Source organism: Streptomyces sp. NBC_00236 (assembly GCF_036195045.1).
In the GTDB taxonomy this organism is placed as follows: domain Bacteria; phylum Actinomycetota; class Actinomycetes; order Streptomycetales; family Streptomycetaceae; genus Streptomyces.
In genome coordinates this window covers 735,995-754,697 of record NZ_CP108100.1, presented here as the reverse complement: position 1 = coordinate 754,697, position 18,703 = coordinate 735,995, and the positions used below count along the sequence as shown (strand labels likewise).

General features: G+C 70.9%; 13 protein-coding genes. 5 read left to right on the top strand and 8 right to left on the bottom strand.

Features of this window, described 5'->3' with window-relative positions:
- Positions 1 to 18 precede the first annotated feature (18 nt).
- Entirely contained in the window at positions 19 to 708 is a 690-nt protein-coding gene (locus OG446_RS03200; RefSeq protein ID WP_328892578.1) for a hypothetical protein, read from the bottom strand.
- 197 nt (positions 709 to 905) lie between these two features.
- On the opposite strand from OG446_RS03200, the gene OG446_RS03195 reads away from it, so the two are divergent.
- Positions 906 to 1,130, top strand: coding sequence for a DUF6011 domain-containing protein (locus tag OG446_RS03195; protein ID WP_328892577.1), 225 nt, complete (start codon positions 906 to 908; stop codon positions 1,128 to 1,130).
- Between the two features lie 68 nt (positions 1,131 to 1,198).
- Here the strand turns inward: OG446_RS03195 and OG446_RS03190 are convergent, their stop codons facing one another.
- Together OG446_RS03190 and OG446_RS03185 are read right to left on the bottom strand one after the other, a co-directional pair.
- Positions 1,199 to 2,080, bottom strand: a complete 882-nt coding sequence (locus OG446_RS03190) for an acyl-CoA thioesterase (protein ID WP_328892576.1) — start codon at positions 2,078 to 2,080, stop codon at positions 1,199 to 1,201.
- A 46-nt stretch (positions 2,081 to 2,126) separates the two neighbouring features.
- Positions 2,127 to 4,640, bottom strand: coding sequence for a DEAD/DEAH box helicase (locus OG446_RS03185; RefSeq protein WP_148015342.1), 2,514 nt, complete (start codon positions 4,638 to 4,640; stop codon positions 2,127 to 2,129).
- A 182-nt stretch (positions 4,641 to 4,822) separates the two neighbouring features.
- Between OG446_RS03185 and OG446_RS03180 the strand changes: the two genes are divergently transcribed.
- Complete coding sequence (locus OG446_RS03180) at positions 4,823 to 5,614, top strand: metal-dependent hydrolase (protein ID WP_148015343.1); 792 nt, start codon at positions 4,823 to 4,825, stop codon at positions 5,612 to 5,614.
- Here the strand turns inward: OG446_RS03180 and OG446_RS03175 are convergent.
- Entirely contained in the window at positions 5,607 to 6,632 is a 1,026-nt protein-coding gene (locus OG446_RS03175; protein WP_328892575.1) for an Lrp/AsnC family transcriptional regulator, read from the bottom strand. The two genes, OG446_RS03180 and OG446_RS03175, sit on opposite strands and share 8 nt — an antisense overlap.
- Before the next feature lie 205 nt (positions 6,633 to 6,837).
- On the opposite strand from OG446_RS03175, the gene OG446_RS03170 reads away from it, so the two are divergent.
- The gene (locus OG446_RS03170) at positions 6,838 to 8,475 is read left to right on the top strand and encodes an MFS transporter (RefSeq protein ID WP_443050028.1); all 1,638 of its coding nucleotides are present in this window, start codon (positions 6,838 to 6,840) and stop codon (positions 8,473 to 8,475) included.
- Between the two features lie 69 nt (positions 8,476 to 8,544).
- Here the strand turns inward: OG446_RS03170 and OG446_RS03165 are convergent, their stop codons facing one another.
- Positions 8,545 to 10,326, bottom strand: coding sequence for an ABC transporter ATP-binding protein (locus OG446_RS03165; protein ID WP_328892574.1), 1,782 nt, complete (start codon positions 10,324 to 10,326; stop codon positions 8,545 to 8,547).
- On the bottom strand, positions 10,323 to 12,173 hold the full coding sequence (locus tag OG446_RS03160; RefSeq protein WP_328892573.1) for an ABC transporter ATP-binding protein: 1,851 nt from the start codon (positions 12,171 to 12,173) through the stop codon (positions 10,323 to 10,325). Before OG446_RS03160 ends, OG446_RS03165 begins: the two co-directional genes overlap by 4 nt.
- 255 nt (positions 12,174 to 12,428) lie before the next feature.
- Between OG446_RS03160 and OG446_RS03155 the strand changes: the two genes are divergently transcribed.
- Complete coding sequence (locus OG446_RS03155; RefSeq protein ID WP_443050261.1) at positions 12,429 to 13,145, top strand: hypothetical protein; 717 nt, start codon at positions 12,429 to 12,431, stop codon at positions 13,143 to 13,145.
- An 18-nt stretch (positions 13,146 to 13,163) separates the two neighbouring features.
- On the opposite strand, the gene OG446_RS03150 is transcribed toward OG446_RS03155, so the two are convergent.
- Both OG446_RS03150 and OG446_RS03145 read right to left on the bottom strand, forming a co-directional pair.
- On the bottom strand, positions 13,164 to 16,097 hold the full coding sequence (locus tag OG446_RS03150) for an FAD-binding and (Fe-S)-binding domain-containing protein (protein ID WP_328892571.1): 2,934 nt from the start codon (positions 16,095 to 16,097) through the stop codon (positions 13,164 to 13,166).
- Positions 16,098 to 16,140: 43 nt separating this feature from the next.
- Positions 16,141 to 16,584, bottom strand: coding sequence for a MarR family winged helix-turn-helix transcriptional regulator (locus OG446_RS03145; protein WP_328892570.1), 444 nt, complete (start codon positions 16,582 to 16,584; stop codon positions 16,141 to 16,143).
- Between the two features lie 210 nt (positions 16,585 to 16,794).
- Between OG446_RS03145 and OG446_RS03140 the strand changes: the two genes are divergently transcribed.
- Positions 16,795 to 18,606 carry an ABC transporter ATP-binding protein gene (locus tag OG446_RS03140; RefSeq protein ID WP_328892569.1) on the top strand — a complete coding sequence of 604 codons (1,812 nt, stop codon included), beginning with the start codon at positions 16,795 to 16,797 and terminating at the stop codon, positions 18,604 to 18,606.
- Positions 18,607 to 18,703: the final 97 nt, after the last annotated feature.

The window sequence follows — 18,703 nt, the reverse complement described above, 5'->3', positions numbered from 1 at the left end:
CGGGCCGGCCGCCGGCCGTCACTTCTTCCTGTCGTCCCACGGCGTGCCGATCCAGCTGTCGAACGAGCGGACCACCGCGGTGAGCGCGGCCGCCAGCCGCTGGTCGGCCCACGGGGCGTGCACGACGACCCGGTCGTCGGACCGGTACTCCAGAGGTGCTTCCCGGCCGGCTCGCCAGACGATGCGCCGCGGCCCGCGCGGCACGTCGCCGCTGCCGCTGAAGAGGCTCGCCACGCCGATGAGCACCCACAGGGGGAACAGCGGCCACCACACGTACCACCAGAAGATCCGGCCCTTGTACCCGACGGCCTCCGGGCCGTCGGCCCGGGTGACGGTCCAGCGTGTGCGCAGCCCCTTGCCGGACAGGGCCTTCTCCCGCACGAACGTGCCGAGGAGCTCGCCCTGTCCGCCCCATACCCGGTACTCCGAGACGCCGTTGCCCGCCGAGGTGGTGACGAGCGTGGCCAGCCTGGTACGGCGCTCCGGTTCGGCCCACAGCACGAAGGAACGGGCACCGTCCTTCCGCGCCGCGAGATACGCGGGTATGCCACCCGGCGGCAGCTCGCGCTCCAGGTACGCGACCACGTGGAAGTGGCCCTGGGACGTGTCGATCACGACGTGGCCGAAGCCTTCGGCCACGCCCGGCCGAGCCACACCGCCGGCGTTCGCGTCCGTGGGAAGGGCCATCACTTTCAGGGCGTGGGTCACGTGCGACTCCTCCGTTGTGCGCGACCGGAAGTCGAAGGGTAGACGGGTGCGCGGGGCGGGCGACGCGTGGAGTCCCCGGAATCCGGGGAGGGCCGATGCGTGGCGTCCGCGGAATGCGGGGAGGGCCGATGCGTGGAGTCCCCGGAATCCGGGGAGGCCGATGCGTGGAGTCCCCGTACGCCTGGGAGGATCGACGCGTGGAGTCCCCGGAACCAGCCCCCGACGCCGAGCCGCTGCCCGGCACCGCCGCGGCCACCGGCCGCCGGCCGGTCCGCTGCCGCATGTGCGGGCGCCCGCTCACGGGCACGGCCTCGCGCCGCACCGGTCTCGGCCCCGCCTGCGACGCCAAACTGCACCCGGCTCCGCCCGACATCCGCACCCGCCGGCACGAGGTCGAACAGGACCCGCTGCCGGGCACCTGAACCAAACGAACGGGCACGGGCACGCTCCCCGCAGCAGTCGTCAGGTCCGCTGCTCCCCGCAGCAGTCGTCAGGTCCGCTGCTCGCCCAGCCGCCGGAACAGCCCCTCCTGCACCACCGACACCAGCAGATTGCCCTCACGGTCGTAGATCCTGCCGCGCGCCAGACCTCGCCCGCCGGTCGCCACCGGCGACTCCTGGTCGTACAGGAACCACTCGTCGGCCCGGAACGGCCGGTGGAACCACATCGCATGGTCCAGCGACGCCATGTCGAAGCCGCGCGGCCCCCACAGCGGCTCCACCGGGATGCGCACCGCGTCCAGCAGCGTCATGTCGCTCGCGTACGTCAACGCACAGGTGTGCACCAGCTGATCGTCACCGAGCGGGCCGACCGCACGCATCCACACCGCGCTGCGCGGGTCCGCGTCCCTGATCTCCTCCTGCGTCCAGCGCAGCCGGTCGACGTAGCGGATGTCGAACGGCTGGCGCCGCGCCATCCGCTCCAGCGCCTCCGGCAGACCGCCCAGATGCTCGCGCACCTCTTCGGCGACCGTCGGCAGCTCCTCCGGATCGGGCACGACACGGGCCGGCGGCAACTGGTGCTCGAAACCGGCCTCCTCCGGGCGGTGGAACGACGCCGTCAGATTGAAGATCGTCCTGCCCTGCTGCACGGCCGTCACCCGGCGGGTGGTGAACGACCGGCCGTCCCGGACGCGCTCGACCTCGTAGACGATCGGCACCCCGGGACGGCCCGGACGCAGGAAGTAGGCGTGCAGCGAATGCACCGGCCGGTCCCCGTCCGTGGTGCGGCCCGCCGCCACCAGCGCCTGCCCCGCCACCTGCCCGCCGAAGACCCGCTGCAGGGACTCCTCGGGACTGCGGCCGCGGAAGATGTTGACCTCGATCCGCTCCAGGTCGAGCAGGTCGACCAGGCGCTCGGCGGGGTTCGTCATGCGGTTCTTCTCCACTCTCGCAGCGGCGCCACCGGTACGGGCGCGCTCACAACTGGCCCACGGAGGTGACCCGGACGATCGCCCGGCCCTCCTCGTCGGACGCGGCCAGGTCGACCTCGGCACTGATGCCCCAGTCATGGTCGCCGTTGGGGTCGGCGAAGGTCTGCCGGACGCGCCACAGGCCGTGCTCGGCGTCCTCGTCGATCTTCAGCAGCTTCGGTCCGCGGGCGTCCGGACCGGTGCCCAGCTCCTCGTACTCGTCCCAGTACGCGTCCATCGCCTCGCCCCACGCGTCCTCGTCCCAGCCCGCGTCCCCGTCCAGCTCGCCCAGATCGCGGACCCGGTCCAGCGCGGCCAGCTCGACCCGGCGGAACATCGCGTTGCGCACCAGCACCCGGAAGGCGCGGGCGTTGGCCGTGACCGGCTTGACCTCGTCGGCGCGCTCCTGCGCCTGCTCCGCCGTCTCCACCTCGGGGTTGGCGAGCTGCTCCCACTCGTCGAGGAGACTGGAGTCGACCTGACGGACCATTTCGCCGAGCCAGGCGATGAGGTCCTCCAGGTCCTCGGACTTGATGTCGTCCGGGATGGTGTGCTCCAGCGCCTTGTACGCGCTCGCGAGATACCGCAGCACGATGCCCTCGGTGCGGGCCAGCTCGTAGTTGGAGGTGAACTCCGTGAACGTCATGGCGCGTTCGTACATGTCGCGGATGACCGACTTCGGCGACACCGGGTGGTCGCTCACCCACGGGTGGCTCTGACGGTAGACGTCGTAGGCGTGCCACAGCAGTTCGCTCAGCGGCTTCGGGTACGTGACGTCCTGGAGGAGCTCCATCCGCTCCTCGTACTCGATGCCGTCGGCCTTCATCTGCCCGACCGCCTCACCGCGCGCCTTGTTCTGCTGCGCGGCGAGGATCTGGCGCGGGTCGTCGAGCGTCGACTCCACCACCGAGACCATGTCCAGCGCGTACGAGGGCGAGTCGGCGTCCAGCAGCTCGAACGCGGCGAGCGCGAACGTGGAAAGCGGCTGGTTCAGTGCGAAGTCCTGCTGCAGATCGACGGTGAGCCGCACGATGCGGCCCTCCGCGTCCGGCTTGTCCAGCCGCTCCACCACGCCGCCGTCCAGCAGCGACCGGTAGATCGCGATCGCCCGGCGGATGTGGCGCAGCTGCGCCTTGCGGGGCTCGTGGTTGTCCTCCAGCAGATGCCGCATCGCGTCGAAGGCGTTGCCGGGGCGCGCGATGACGGACAGCAGCATGGTGTGCGTGACCCGGAAACGGGAGGTCAGCGGCTCGGGATCGGACTGGATCAGTTTGTCGAAGGTGGTCTCCGACCAGGCGACGAAGCCCTCGGGGGCCTTCTTGCGGACGACCTTCCGCTTCTTCTTCGGGTCGTCGCCGGCCTTCTTGACCGCCTTCTCGTTCTCCACGACGTGCTCGGGGGCCTGCGCGACGACGAAGCCCGCCGTGTCGAAGCCCGCCCGGCCGGCCCGGCCCGCGATCTGGTGGAACTCACGGGCCCGCAGGGTCCGCACCCGGGTGCCGTCGTACTTGGTGAGGGCGGTGAACAGCACGGTGCGGATGGGCACGTTGACGCCGACGCCGAGTGTGTCCGTACCGCAGATGACCTTCAGGAGTCCCGCCTGGGCGAGCTTCTCGACCAGCCGCCGGTACTTCGGCAGCATGCCCGCGTGGTGCACACCGATGCCGTGGCGTACGTAACGGGAGAGGTTCTGGCCGAACTTGGTGGTGAAGCGGAAGTTGCCGATGAGATCGGCGATCTTCTCCTTCTCCTCCTTGGTGCACATGTTGATGCTCATCAGCGACTGCGCCCGCTCGACGGCCGCGGCCTGCGTGAAGTGCACGATGTAGACCGGCGACTGCCGGGTGTCCAGGAGCTCGGTGATCGTCTCGGTGATCGGCGTCAGCCGGTACTCGTAGCTGAGCGGGACCGGCCGGGTCGCCGAGCGCACCACGGAGGTGGGGCGGCCGGTGCGGCGGGTCAGGTCCTCCTCGAACATCCGGACATCACCGAGCGTGGCCGACATCAGGACGAACTGGGCCTGCGGCAGTTCCAGGATCGGGATCTGCCACGCCCAGCCGCGGTCCTGCTCCGCGTAGAAGTGGAACTCGTCCATGACGACCTGGCCGATGTCCGCGTACTTCCCGTCACGCAGCGCGATGGACGCCAGCACCTCGGCGGTGCAGCAGATCACCGGGGCGTCGGCGTTGACCGAGGCGTCTCCGGTGAGCATGCCGACGTTCTCCGTACCGAACAGCTTGCACAGGTCGAAGAACTTCTCCGAGACCAGGGCCTTGATCGGAGCGGTGTAGAAGGTGACCTTGTCCTGGGCCAGCGCGGTGAAGTGCGCGCCCGCCGCGACCAGGCTCTTCCCGGACCCGGTGGGCGTGGAAAGGATCACGTTGGCCCCGGAGACCACTTCGATCAGCGCCTCCTCCTGAGCGGGATAGAGAGTGATCCCCTGCGTCTCGGTCCATGACGAGAAAGCCTCGAAGAGGGCGTCGGGGTCGTCGGTCGGGGGCAGCTGATCGATAAGGGTCACGCCCCCATCTTGCCTGTCTTCCACCCCGATGAGGGAACCGGACGACGGTACGAAGATCACGGACGATACGCTGCCCACTCAACTCGGCCGCACCACAACGATGATGGCCGGAACGAGTGCGCAGGCGATGCCTGGCGCACCTGATGACACCTACACGACTTCTTACGGGGGCGGAAACAGCCATGATGGGACCGGCACACTCTCTGTCAGGGGCAGCGGCCTGGCTGGGGGTGGGCGCGGCGGCGGCTGCCGCGGGCCACACCATGCCGTGGCCCGTCCTGGTCGTCGGCGCGCTGATCACCGCCGGCGCGGCGCTCGCCCCGGACCTCGACCACAAGTCGGCGACCATCTCGCGCGCCTTCGGACCGGTCTCCCGCGGCCTCTGCGAGATCGTCGACAAGCTCTCGCACGCCGTCTACAAGGCCACCAAGATGCGGGGCGACTCGAACCGCAACGGCGGCCACCGGACGCTCACCCACACCTGGCTGTGGGCCGTCCTGATAGGAGCCGGCGCCTCCGCGGCGGCGATCACCGGCGGCCGGTGGGCCGTGCTGGCGATCCTCTTCGTCCACCTGGTGCTCGCCGTCGAAGGACTGCTCTGGCGGGCAGCCCGGATGTCCAGTGACGTCCTGGTGTGGCTGCTCGGCGCGACCAGCGCATGGATTCTCGCGGGCGTCCTGGACAAGCCGGGCAACGGCTCGGACTGGCTCTTCAACGCCCCCGGCCAGGAATACCTCTGGCTCGGTCTGCCCATCGTGCTCGGCGCCCTCGTCCACGACATCGGTGACGCGCTGACCGTCTCCGGCTGCCCGATCCTGTGGCCGATCCCGGTCGGCCGCAAGCGCTGGTACCCGATCGGCCCGCCGAAGGCCATGCGGTTCAGGGCCGGCAGCTGGGTGGAGCTGAAGGTGCTGATGCCGGTGTTCATGGTGCTCGGGGGAGTGGGCGGGGCCGCCGCCATGAACTTCATCTGACGGCCGACGGTCCGCCCCGCGGCTGCACGGGTCCGGAAGGGACCAGACGGCCGTGCGAGATGAGGGAAGCGGCCTGCTTGAGGCGGCGCACCCGGATACTGACCCCGTAGGCGTCGACGCCGGGAGTGGCGGCGAGGCGCGTCGTCAGATAGCGGTAGAACTCCTCCGCGTCGCGGCAGATGACGATGGCCATCACGTTGTGGTCGCCACTGGTGGCAGCGGCGAACGCGACCTCCTCGTGACGGGCGATCTCGTTCCCGGTGCGCTCCAGGCGGGCGGGGGCGACGCGCAGCCAGAGGGTGGCGTTGAGATGGAAGCCGAGGTGCTCCGGCAGCAGGTCGATGTCGTACGAGAGGGTGCCGGACGACTCCAGGGACTCCAGCCGGCGGGCGACGCGGCCCTTGGACCAGCCGGTGGTTTCGGCCAGCTGTGTGTGCGAGGTACGGCCGTCCTCGGCGAGGGCGTCGAGCAGCGGCCCGTCCTCCGCGCTGAGGGAGAGGAGCCGGCCGTCCGGGACGGGGGAGGGGCTGCCCGCCAGCCGCTGTTCCTGCTCGGCGGTGAGGTGTCCGCCGTAGCCGGTCCAGCCGGCCGTGCCCGGGTCGCCGAACGGATGGATGAGCAGATCGATGCTGACGTCGAGGACGGCCTTGGACCGGGGAAGCTGCTGGAGCAGCATGTCCGCGCGCGGGGCGTGGAGCGGTGAGCGGATGATGCAGATGATCTCCGAGCCGCCCGAGGCGATGCCCACGTAGGCGATGTCGGGTCGCCGGGCCAGAGAGTCGGCGAGAGGAGCGACCCGGTCGGGACGGCAGCGGATGCGGGCGACCCACTGCGCCTCTCCGTGTACGGCGGGATCGACCAGGCCCACGACCCGCATCACGCCCGCCCGGCGCAGGGCCTGATAGCGGCGGGCCGCCGTCTGTTCCGACACCCCGCTCACCTCGCCGATGAGCCGGAACGGGGCGCGCGGCGCGCGATGGAGCGTGCGGAGGATTCTCATGTCCACGTCGTCGATCACGGTGGAAGTGTGGCACGTGGGCGTATGAGGATGGAGGTTTGTCTTCGCCGACCCCGCTCGCTTCGTTGATTCCGCTCCGTGTCGCCGATGCTGAGGTCCGGATCCGGCACCGTTCCCGGTACGGGGCGCGGGGCCGGGAGATGCCGGGCTCTCGTTCCGGACAGGACCTTTACCGCGGCGCGCCGCGTCGCAGAGGAGTACTTCCTTGAACGTCACACCCGCGGCGAGCAGCCGGCCCGACCGGCGGGCGGCCACGCTCGTCATGGCCTGCCTCGGCGTCTTCGTCGCCTACCTGCCGGTGACCACCGTCGCCGTGAGCCTGCCCGCCATCCAGGTGGCGCTCGATGCGTCGACGGCCCAACTGTCCTGGGTCCAGGACGCGTTCGTTCTGCCCATGGCCGCGTTCATCCTGACGGCCGGTGTGGTCGGCGACGTCCACGGGCGCAAGAAGGTGTTCCAGGCAGGCCTGTTGTTCTCAGCCGCCGGTGCCGCCGTCGCCCTGGCGGCCCCGTCGATCGAGGTGCTCTGGGCCGGTCAGGCACTCGCCGGACTCGGCGCCGCCGCGCTGCTCCCCACGACCCTGGCCCTGATCAGCCACGCGGTGCCCGACCCCAGGGAGCGCGGCAAGTTCATCGGCCTGTGGGCCACCTCGCTCCTGACGGCGCTGGCCGTCGGCCCGCTGATCGCCGGACTCGTCCTGGAGCACGCGGACTGGCGGTGGATCTACCTCCTGGTCATTCCCGTCTCGCTCGTCGCGACGGTCTTCGCCGCGCGACTGCTGACCGATTCGCGTGCCCCGCACGGCCGGCGGCTCGACTGGCCGGGCCAGATCACCGCCGCGGTGGCGATCACCGCCCTGGTGTACGGCGTGATCGAGGGCGGTGCCGGTTCCTTCGCCGACGCGCAGGTCCTGGTGGCGCTGTTCACCGCCGTGGCCGGCGCGGTGGCCTTCGTCATGGCCGAGCGGCGCAGCGACAGCCCGATGCTGGACCTGGCCCTGTTCCGCAGCCCGGCGTTCACGGCCACCACCCTGGTCGCGATGATCACCTTCCTGGGCCTCATCGGCTTCTTCTTCCTGCTGAGCCTCTACTTCGGCCTGGTGCAACAGCTCGACACCCTTCAGGCTGCCTTGCGCCTGTTCGTGGTCACCGCCGTGTCCATCGTTGTCGGCGGTCCCGTCTCCCGCCTGATGCACCGGGTTCCGGCCCGCACCCTGATCACCGCCGGGCTGCTCGTCGTCTCCGGCGCGCTGCTCTCGATGACCACCCTCGACGCGGACACGTCGTTCGTCTCCATCGCCTGGCGGCTGGCCCTGCTGGGCATCGGGATGGGCTGCATCCTGACGCCCATGACGGCCACCGCGGTCGCCTCCGTCCCCCAGCACCTGGGAGGCATGGCAGCAGCCGGCAACAACGCCTTCCGCCAGATCGGCGGCGCACTGGGCCCCGCCGTTCTGGGCGCCCTCCTCACCTCCCGCGCCCTGGACACCTTCCCCGCCCGTCTCGCGGACGCGGGGATCTCCGGAGCCGGCCGCCAGAACATCGTGGAGACCGCCCGCGAGGGAGGCCTCGGCGCGGTCGCCGGAATGAACCTGGGCGCGCAGACCGGTCAGGCCCTGGGCGCGATGGGCGACGCCTTCCTCGACGGCCTCCGGCTGTGCCTGATCGTCGCCGCGGCGCTCACCCTGCTCGCCGCCCTGGTGTCCGTGGTCCTGCTCCGGCCGCGCGCGTCGTCCGCCGCCACGGTGACGGTCGCCGCGCAGCCCGTCCCCGGCAGCGCCACCGCCGACGCGGTCACACCCGCAGCCGGCGGCGACCCGGTCACGGTGCGGCGACCCGGCTGACGGCGACGGCACCCGGCGGGCAGGCTCGGGAACGAGCCTGCCCGCCGGGTGCCAGGAGCCGCGGCCCGGTCAGCCGTGCCAGGACCGCCACAGCGCCGCGTACGCACCGTCCGCCGCCACCAGTTCGTCATGACTGCCCAGTTCGCTGATCCGGCCCTGCTCGACGACTGCGATCACGTCCGCGTCGTGCGCCGTGTGCAGCCGGTGGGCGATCGCCACGACCGTACGACCGTCCAGCACCCGGGCCAGTGAACGCTCCAGATGCCGGGCCGCACGCGGGTCGAGCAGCGACGTCGCCTCGTCCAGGACCAGCGTGTGCGGATCGGCCAGCACCAGCCGCGCCAGCGCGATCTGCTGTGCCTGCGCCGGAGTGAGTACCAGGCCGCCCGACCCGACCTCGGAGTCCAGCCCCTCGTCGAGGGCCCTCGCCCAGCCGTCCGCGTCGACCGCGGCCAGCGAGGCCCACAGCTCGGCGTCCCCGGCACCGGTACGCGCGAGGCGCAGGTTGTCCCGCAGCGAGCCGACGAACACATGGTGTTCCTGATTGACCAGGGCGACATGCGTACGGACGCGCTCCGCCGTCATCTGTGACAACTCCGCGCCGCCCAGCGTCACTTCACCGGTCCGTGGGGCGTAAACCCCGGCCAGCAGCCGGCCCAGCGTGGACTTTCCGGCACCGGACGGACCCACCAGCGCCATCCGCGTACCCGGAGCCACATCCAGCGACACCTTGTGCAGCACGTCGAGACCGGCCCGGTAGCCGAAGTGCACCTCGTCGGCGCGCACTTCACGGCCGTCCGGCGCCACGTCCGCGTCACCGGCGTCCGGCTCGATCTCCCGGACCCCCACAAGCCGGGCCAGTGACACCTGGGCGACCTGCAACTCGTCGTACCAGCGCAGGATCAGGCCGATCGGGTCGACCATCATCTGCGCGAGCAGCGCACCCGTCGTCAGCTGACCGACGCTGAGCCACCCCTCGATGACGAACCAGCCGCCGAGCATCAGAACCGCGCCGAGAATGGTCACGTACGTGGCGTTGATGACGGGGAAGAGCACCGACCGCAGGAACAATGTGTACCGTTCCCAAGCAGTCCACTCCGCGACCCGCCGGTCCGACATCGTGACCCGCCGCGCCCCCAGCCGGTGCGCCTCCACGGTCCGTCCGGCATCGACCGTCTCCGCGAGCATCGCCGCGACCGCCGCGTAACCGGCCGCCTCCGAGCGGTACGCCGACGGGGCCCGGCGGAAGTACCAGCGACAGCCGATGATCAGCACCGGCAGCGCGACGAGCACCGAGAGCGCCAGCGGGGGAGCGGTGACGGCCAGCGCGGCGAGCAGCAGCCCCGCCCACACCACACCGATGGCCAGCTGCGGCACCGCCTCGCGCATGGCGTTGGCGAGCCGGTCGATGTCCGTGGTGATCCGGGACAGCAGGTCTCCCGTACCGGCCCGCTCCAGCACGCCCGGGGGCAGCCGCACCGACCGCACGAGGAAGTCCTCACGCAGATCGGCCAGCATCTCCTCGCCCAGCATCGCGCTGCGCAGCCGCATCATCCGGGTGACCACGGTCTGGATGACCAGCGCCAGCGCGAACACTGCCGCGGTGCGCTCCAGATGCAGCTCCGTGACCCCGTCGGACAGGTCCTCGACCAGCCCGCCCAGCAGGTACGGACCCACGATCGACGAGACCACCGCCACGCAGTTGAGCGCCGTGACCACGACGAACGGCCGCCGGTGGCGCCGCATCAGCTCCCGGACATAGGTGCGTACGGTCGTGGGGGTGCCGACCGGCAGGGTCGTCGCCGACTCCGGGGCGGCCGGGTCGTACGACGGTGGTGCGAGGCCGATCATGCCCTCTCCTCGATTTCCTCGATCGTGCCGATCGTGTCGATGTCCTCGTTCAGGTCCGGTCCCGACGCGGCGATCTCGTCCTCGGTCTCCCGGGTGACGACCGCGCGGTAGAGCGGTTCGTCACGCAGCAGCTCACGGTGGGTGCCGACCGCTACCACGGTCCCCCCGTGGACCAGTGCGACCCGGTCCGCCAGGTCGAGCAGCAGCGGTGACGAGGCGAACGCCACCGTCGTACGGTCCTTGCGCAGCGCTTTGACGCCCTCGGCGACCCGTGCCTCGGTGTGCGAGTCGACGGCGGACGTCGGCTCGTCGAGTACCAGGGCCTCCGGGTCGGTCACCAGCGACCGCGCCAGGGCGAGCCGCTGCCGCTGGCCGCCGGACAGCGACCGGCCGCGCTCGGTGATCCGGGTGCTCATGGGGTCGCCTCCGGTGTCGACGGACGCCTGGGCGAGCGCGTCCAGGACATCGCCGCACTGCGCGGCAGCCAGCGCGTCGACTGCGGCCACCCGCCCGGACGACGGCACGTCCAGCAGTTCCCGCAGCGTTCCCGAGAGCAGCACCGGGTCCTTGTCCTGGACCAGCACGGCGGTCCGTGCGGCATCCAGCTCCAGTTCGTCCAGGGGTACGCCCCCGAGCAGGACCGACGGCACCTCGGGAGCCGCGGCCTCCTCGCCCTCGCCCTCCTTCGCCACGGCAGGCTGGGCATGGCCGCCGAGCCGGTCCGCGAGGCGGCCGGCCTCGTCCGGGTCGCCGCAGACCACCGCGGTGAACAGGCCCTCCGGAGCCAGCAGACCCGTGACCGGGTCGTACAGGTCACCGGTCGGAGCGGCGTCGATGGTGGACGGCCGCGCGACCCGGCTCAGCGAGAGGACCCGGACCGCACGCTGGGCGGACGGCCGGGAGAAGGAGTACGCCATGGCGATCTCCTCGAAGTGCCGCAACGGGAACAGCATCAGCGTCGCCGCGCTGTACACCGTCACGAGCTGGCCGACGTCGATCTTCCCGTCCCGGGCCAGTGCGGCCCCGTAGGTGACCAGCGAGATCAGCAGCACGCCCGGCAGGAGTACCTGGATCGCCGAGATCAGCGACCACATCCGCGCACTGCGCACGGCAGCCTTGCGGACCTCCTGGGAGGCGCGCCGGTAGCGGCCGAGGAACAGTTCCTCGCCGCCGATGCCACGCAGCACGCGCAGCCCGGCCACCGTGTCCGAGGCCAGCTCGGTGGCCTTTCCGGCCTTCTCGCGCTGGACGTCGGCGCGGCGGGTGGCCCGGGGGAGGAGCGGCAGTACGGCCAGGGCGAGCAGGGGCATGGCGAGCGCCACCAACACGCCGAGCGAAGGCAGATAGAGGACGAGCCCGACACAGATGATGACGAGGGCCGCGGCGGCCGCTGCGAAGCGGGAGAGCGCCTCGACGAACCAGCCGATCTTCTCCACGTCGCCGGTCGACACCGCGACGACCTCGCCGGCGGCGACCCTGCGGGTCAGCGCCGAGCCGAGCTCCGCGGTCTTGCGGGCCAGCAGCTGCTGGACCCGGGCGGCAGCGGTGATCCAGTTGGTGACGGCGGTCCGGTGGAGCATCGTGTCGCCCACCGCGATCAGCACACCGAGCACCGCGATCATGCCGCCGGCCAGCGCAAGCCGTCCGCCGGACCGGTCGACGACCGACTGGACGGCGAACCCCACGGCGAGCGGCAGCCCCGCGATGGAGCACTGGTGCAGCAGACCCCACGCCATGGACTTGAGCTGTCCGCGGATCTGGTTGCGGCCGAGCCAGATCAGGAAGCGAGGACCCGACCGGACATCGGGATCGCCGGGATCCGAGTACGGAAGATCGCGAATGTGCATGACGTCCCACAGATCGGAAGGAGCTGAGATCCGCGAAGGATCTCCAGAAACATGTGGGGGGAGGCACGTGGACCGTGTGGGGGGACCAACCGTCCAAGCCTCGCTTCCCGCAGGAGCCGAGGCAAACCCTTTTAGGGACAGCCGGTCCACGGGGGTAAAAGATTGGGCACGCATTGGCCCGAAGCCGCAAGCGAGGACAGCTCGGGCTCCGGATGGTGCGAGCATGGACGGATGCGTATAGCCGGTGCGGTACGAGTGGTGGCCTCGGCGGCCGCCTGCGGTGTCCTGCTCACGACCCTGACGTCGTGCGGCGACGGACAGGAACCCAAGAAGGCGGACGCACGGTCGGCCGATGCCCGCAAGGACAGGGCTGAGGAACGGACCACCGGCCTCGATCGCATCCCGGACGTGGGTGACCGGCTGCACTCACGGATCCCTGACGACTCCCGCCAGGTCGTCGCCGTGTACGGCGCGGGCAAGAACTCCGCGGACTCCACGGTCGTGCTGTACACCCGTACCGGCTCCACCTGGGACAAGGCCGCCGGCTGGAAGGCCCACAACGGCCGCAAGGGCTGGACCACCGACCATCACGAGGACGACAAACGCTCCCCGGTCGGTGTCTTCACCCTCACCGACGCGGGCGGCGCACTGCCCGACCCGGGCGCTCTGCTCCCGTACACCGAGTCGGCAGCCATCCAGGCGCCCCGCTACTGGGCCAAGCCGTACTGGCACGACTTCGACTACGTCATCGCCATCGACTACAACCGCGTCAAGGGCACCGCCCCCAACGACCCGACGCGCCCGCAGGGCCAGTCCAAGGGTGGCAGCATCTGGCTTCACATGGACCACGGCAGCGGCACATCGGCGTGCGTGAGCCTGCCGAAGGCGGCCATGGTGAAGCTGCTGCGCACCCTCGATCCGAAGCAGAACCCGGTCGTGGTGATGGGCGACCGCGCGGACCTCAGGGCCTGAGCAGCCGCCGCCCGTTGCTCAGGCGGGCCCGGGGCGGGTCGCTCGCTCCAGCTCCATCAGCGCCGAGTGGTACGAACGGCCCGTCGCCCGGTCCATGCCGATCTCGCACATCCGGTTCGCGCACAGATACGTGTCGTACTCCCGGGTGTTGACCTCGGCGGCCTCCTTCGCCGTGGCCGAAGCCGTCAGCTCCTTGTGCAGCATGCCCCGGTCGCCCGCGAAGCCGCAGCACGCGGCGTCGTCCGGGATCACGACCTCCTCCGCGCAGGCCTCCGCGACCGTGCGCAACTGGGCGACGTCGTCGAGATGCTCCATCGAGCACGTCGGGTGCAGCACCGCCGAACCGGTCCTCCTCAGCACAGTCAGCTCGGGCAGGAGCTCGTCGGCCGCCCACACCAGTGAGTCGACCACCGTCAGTTCCCGGTGCAACTTACGGTTGTCCTCGGTCAGATACGGCACCACCTCGTGGGCGATGCCCAGCGTGCACGAGGAGGCGTCGACGACCAGCGGCAGCTTTCCGCCGGCGGTCCAGCCCCAGGCGGCCTCGACGATCCGGTTGGCCATCACGGCGTTCCCGGCGTCGTACCCCTTGGAGTGCCAGATCGTCGCGCAGCAGGTGCCCGCGAGATCCTCCGGAATCCAGACGGGCTTCCCGGCACGGGCCGAGACGAGGACCACGGCCTGCGGCAGCGACGGGCCACGATGCCCCTCCGGACCGCCGAAGATGCGGTTGACGCAGGCCGGGTAGTAGACCGCGCTCGCCCCCACCCTGGAGGTGCGGGGCAGCTTACGGGCCGCGGCGCCCGGAATCTCCGGCAGCCACTCGGGAACCAGATCGGGGCGTACGGCCTTGCGGGCGAGTCCGGTGACGCCCTGGAGCAGCCGGTCGTCGATCTTGTCCGCCGCGGCGACCGCCAGCCGGGCCACCGCTTCGACCACGCGGAAGTTCTTCGCCGTGAGCGCGGCGATCCGCTCCTCGCGCGGCGAGTGCCGTTGGTGACGGAAGTCCTTCATCATGGCGCCCGTGTCGATGCCGACGGGGCAGGCGAGCTTGCACGTGGAGTCGCCCGCGCAGGTGTCGACGGCGTCGTATCCGTACGCGTCCAGCAGTCCCGCTTCCACCGGCGAACCGTCCGGCTGCCGCATCATCTCGCGACGCAGCACGATGCGCTGGCGCGGTGAGGTGGTCAGGTCGTGGCTGGGGCAGGTCGGTTCGCAGAATCCGCATTCGATGCATGGGTCGGCCACCGCCTCGACCTCGGGAATGGTCTTCAGCCCGCGGAGATGGGCCTTCGGGTCCCGGTCGAGCACGATCCGGGGCGCCAGTACCCCGTCCGGGTCGATGACCTGCTTCGTACGCCACATCAGCTCGGTCGCCCTCGGCCCCCACTCCAGCTCCAGGAAGGGCGCGATATTGCGGCCCGTGGCGTGCTCCGCCTTGAGCGAACCGTCGAACCGCTCCACGGTGAGCCGGCAGAAGTCCGCCATGAAGGCGGCGTACCGGTCGACGTCGGACTGCTTCGCCGCGTCGAACGCCAGCAGGAAGTGCAGATTGCCGTGGGCCGCGTGGCCCGCGACGGCGGCGTCGAAACCGTGTTCCGCCTGGAGCCCCAGCAACGCCTCGCAGGCATCGGCCAGCCGGGAGGGCGGGACCGCGAAGTCCTCCGTGATCAGCGTCGTACCTGACGGGCGGGAGCCGCCGACGGCGGTGACGAAGGCCTTGCGGGCCTTCCAGTAGCCGGAGACGGTCCGGGCGTCCCGGGTGAACTCGTTGGTCACCGAGGTGACGGGCCGGACGAGCTCCAGCTGCCGCACGACCCCGGCCGCCGCCTCCTCGTACGCCTCCTGGCCCGCCTCGTCGGGAGCGCGGAACTCCACCAGCAGGGCCGCGGTCTCCTTCGGCAGCCCCGCCCAGTCGGCGGGCACCCCCTTCACGCTGACGGAGGCGCGCAGGGTGTTGCCGTCCATCAGCTCGACGGCGATGGCGCCGGCTTCGTTGAACAGCGGTACGGCTGCCGCAGCGGCGGTCAGGGAGGGGAAGAAGAGCAGCGCGGTGGAGATCCTGCGGTCCAGCGGCAGCGTGTCGAAGACGACCTCGGAGATGAATCCGAAGGTCCCTTCCGAGCCGACCATGAGACCGCGCAGGATCTCGACGGGCGTCGCACCGTCCAGGAAGGCGTCCAGCCGGTAGCCGTTGGTGTTCTTGATCTCGTACTTGGCCCGGATCCGGGCGGTGAGCGCGGCGTCGGCCTCGATCTCCGCCTTCAGGGCGAGCAGCCCCTCGCAGAGCCGCGGCTCCGCGTGCGCCAGGTCCTCGTCCGCCGAGGGGTCGCCGGTGTCCACCACCGTGCCGCTGGGCAGCACGACGGTGAGGGAGGAGACGGTGCGGTACGAATTCCGCGTGGTCCCGGCGGTCATCCCGGAGGCGTTGTTGGCGACCACGCCCCCGATCGTGCAGGCGATCGCGCTCGCCGGGTCCGGCCCCAGAAGCCGGCCGTGCCGGGCGAGCGTGGCGTTCGCCCGCATGACCGTCGTCCCCGGGCGGATCCGGGCCCGCGCGCCCCCGTCCAGGACCTCGATGCCCGCCCAGTGGTGGCGTACGTCCACGAGGATGTCCTCGCCCTGCGCCTGGCCGTTCAGGCTGGTGCCCGCCGCCCGGAACACGACGTTGCGGCCCTTGCCGTGGGCGTACGAAAGGATCGCGGAGATGTCGTCGATGTCCTCCGGAACGACGACGACCTGGGGAACGAACCGGTACGGACTGGCGTCGGAGGCGTACCGCACCAGGTCGGAGATCTTCCAGAGCACCTTCTGCGGGCCCAGCAGCGCGGTCAGCTCGCCCCGCAGCGGCTCGGGAGTGCCCGGAGCCTGTGCGTCGGGTACGCGGTCGTGGGACGGAGACCGCGTCACTCCGGGGCGCAGGGATTCCGGCTTCGGTTCGAGCAGTGGCATGTCCAGATCCCCTCGGCGGCGCGGCGCGGCGCTTCGCGCCCGGTCAGCAGGTGCGCTCCGGCATTCCGTTGACCAGAGCGGTCAGCAGGCCGCCGAGCACCTCACGCTGATCGGCGGTCAGTGGAGCCAGGATCTCCTCTGCGGCCGCCCGGCGCGCGTTGCGCAGCGACCGCAGCGTGGCGATGCCCTCGTCCGTGATCTCGATCCTGACCACCCGGCGGCTGTCCGGATCGGGGGTCCGGCGCACCCGGCCACTGGCCTCCAGCCCGTCGACCAGCGTGGTCACCGCGCGGGGGACGACGTCGAGACGCTGTGCGAGATCCGCCATCCGAGGGGGGCCGTCGTAGTGCGCGACGGTGCGCAGCAGCCGGAACTGCGCGGGGGTGATGCCGATCGGTTCCAGCTGACGGCTCTGGATGCGCTGGAGCCTGCGGGTCAGCCGCAGCAGCTGTTCGGCGAGCACGCCGTCGGGGTCGGGGGTGTCCATGACGGGAACAATATCAGGACCTTGTTCATTGTGAGTATAGGTAACAATGAGCTATGCTCTCATCTGTCCGACTGCCAAGGGCCGCGAGGTCCGGGCCCCGGGCCTGCCGGCGGCCACCCGGCCACCGCCCTGCCACGCTGTGGACGCGCACGCTGTCGCAAGCCCCCGCGCCCGCCCCTCCCTGTTGCCGCACGCCTGACGAAGGAGCCCATGAAACCCGACGAACCCACGTGGACACCCCCGCCCCGGGACGCCGACCGGCCGCCTGCCGAGCTGCGCCGCATCCTCCGCCTCTTCCATCCCTACCGCGGCCGCCTCGCGGTGGTCGGACTGCTCGTCGGCGCCTCGTCGCTGGTGTCGGTCGCCTCTCCGTTCCTGCTGCGCGAGATCCTGGACACCGCCATCCCTCAGGGGCGGACCGGACTGCTCTCGCTGCTCGCCCTCGGCATGATCCTCACCGCGGTGATGAACAGCGTCTTCGGCGTGCTCCAGACCCTCATCTCCACCACGGTCGGCCAGCGGGTCATGCACGACCTGCGCACCGCGGTGTACACGCAGCTCCAGCGGATGCCGCTCGCCTTCTTCACGAAGACCCGCACGGGTGAGGTCCAGTCCCGGATCGCCAACGACATCGGTGGCATGCAGGCCACCGTCACCTCGACGGCGACCTCCCTGGTCTCCAACCTCACCGCGGTCATCGCCACGGTCGTCGCCATGCTGGCGCTCGACTGGCGGCTCACCGTCGTCTCGCTGCTCCTGCTGCCGGTCTTCGTCTGGATCAGCCGGCGGGTCGGCCGCGAGCGGAAGAAGATAACCACCCAGCGTCAGAAGCAGATGGCCGCCATGGCGGCCACCGTCACCGAATCGCTCTCCGTCAGCGGCATCCTGCTCGGCCGCACGATGGGCCGCTCGGACTCGCTGACCAAGGGATTCGCCGAGGAGTCCGAGCGCCTCGTCGACCTCGAAGTGCGCTCCAGCATGGCCGGACGCTGGCGGATGTCGACGATCGGCATCGTGATGGCCGCCATGCCGGCCGTCATCTACTGGGCCGCCGGCATCGCCCTGCAGTCCGGTGGTCCCGACGTCTCGATCGGAACGCTGGTGGCCTTCGTCTCGCTCCAGCAGGGCCTCTTCCGGCCCGCCGTGAGCCTGCTCTCCACCGGGGTGCAGATGCAGACGTCCCTCGCCCTCTTCCAGCGCATCTTCGAATACCTCGACCTCACGGTGGACATCACCGAGCCGGAGAAGCCGGTGCGCCTGGAGAAGATCCGCGGCGAGATCCGCTTCGAGAACGTCGACTTCAGCTACGACGAGAAGAGCGGTCCGACCCTCAGCGGCGTCGATGTGACCGTGCCCGCCGGAGCCAGCCTGGCCGTCGTCGGTCCCACCGGCTCCGGCAAGTCCACCCTCAGCTATCTCGTGCCGAGGCTCTACGACGTCACCGGCGGCCGTGTCACGCTCGACGGGGTCGACGTGCGCGAACTGGACTTCGACACCCTCGCCAGGGCGGTCGGCGTGGTTTCCCAGGAGACGTACCTCTTCCACGCCTCGGTCGCCGAGAACCTGCGCTTCGCCAAGCCGGACGCGACCGACGAGGAGATCGAGGCGGCAGCCCGCGCCGCACAGATCCACGACCACATCGCCTCCCTCCCCGACGGCTACGACACCCTCGTCGGTGAACGTGGCTACCGGTTCTCGGGAGGTGAGAAGCAACGGCTGGCCATTGCCCGCACGATCCTGCGCGACCCGCCGGTGCTGATCCTCGACGAGGCGACGAGCGCCCTCGACACCCGGACCGAGTTCGCCGTTCAGGAGGCGATCGACGCGCTCTCCGCCGGCCGTACGACGATCACCATCGCCCACCGGCTCTCGACCGTGCGCGATGCCGACCAGATCGTCGTCCTCGACGCCGGCCGCACCGCCGAGCGCGGCAGCCACGAGGAACTGCTGCGCCAGGACGGGCGGTACGCGGCCCTGGTCCGCAGGGACGACACCCGGCTCGCCGCCCCCGTGGCGGGCTGACCGGCAGGGGCGGGGTGCGATGCACCATGATCCCGGCCATGAGAGCTCTCCCCGGGATACGCGGCCGCACGCGACGGCGCCGCCGCTCCCGTGGGAC

What these genes read in the sequence shown, in the direction of transcription:
- OG446_RS03190 (WP_328892576.1), bottom strand. Translation starts at nt 2,080, where the DNA reads ATGACGAACCCCGCCGAGCGCCTGGTCGACCTGCTCGACCTGGAGCGG.
- OG446_RS03180 (WP_148015343.1), top strand. Translation starts at nt 4,823, where the DNA reads ATGATGGGACCGGCACACTCTCTGTCAGGGGCAGCGGCCTGGCTGGGG.
- OG446_RS03165 (WP_328892574.1), bottom strand. Translation starts at nt 10,326, where the DNA reads ATGATCGGCCTCGCACCACCGTCGTACGACCCGGCCGCCCCGGAGTCG.
- OG446_RS03160 (WP_328892573.1), bottom strand. Translation starts at nt 12,173, where the DNA reads ATGCACATTCGCGATCTTCCGTACTCGGATCCCGGCGATCCCGATGTC.
- OG446_RS03150 (WP_328892571.1), bottom strand. Translation starts at nt 16,097, where the DNA reads ATGCCACTGCTCGAACCGAAGCCGGAATCCCTGCGCCCCGGAGTGACG.
- OG446_RS03145 (WP_328892570.1), bottom strand. Translation starts at nt 16,584, where the DNA reads ATGGACACCCCCGACCCCGACGGCGTGCTCGCCGAACAGCTGCTGCGG.
- OG446_RS03140 (WP_328892569.1), top strand. Translation starts at nt 16,795, where the DNA reads ATGAAACCCGACGAACCCACGTGGACACCCCCGCCCCGGGACGCCGAC.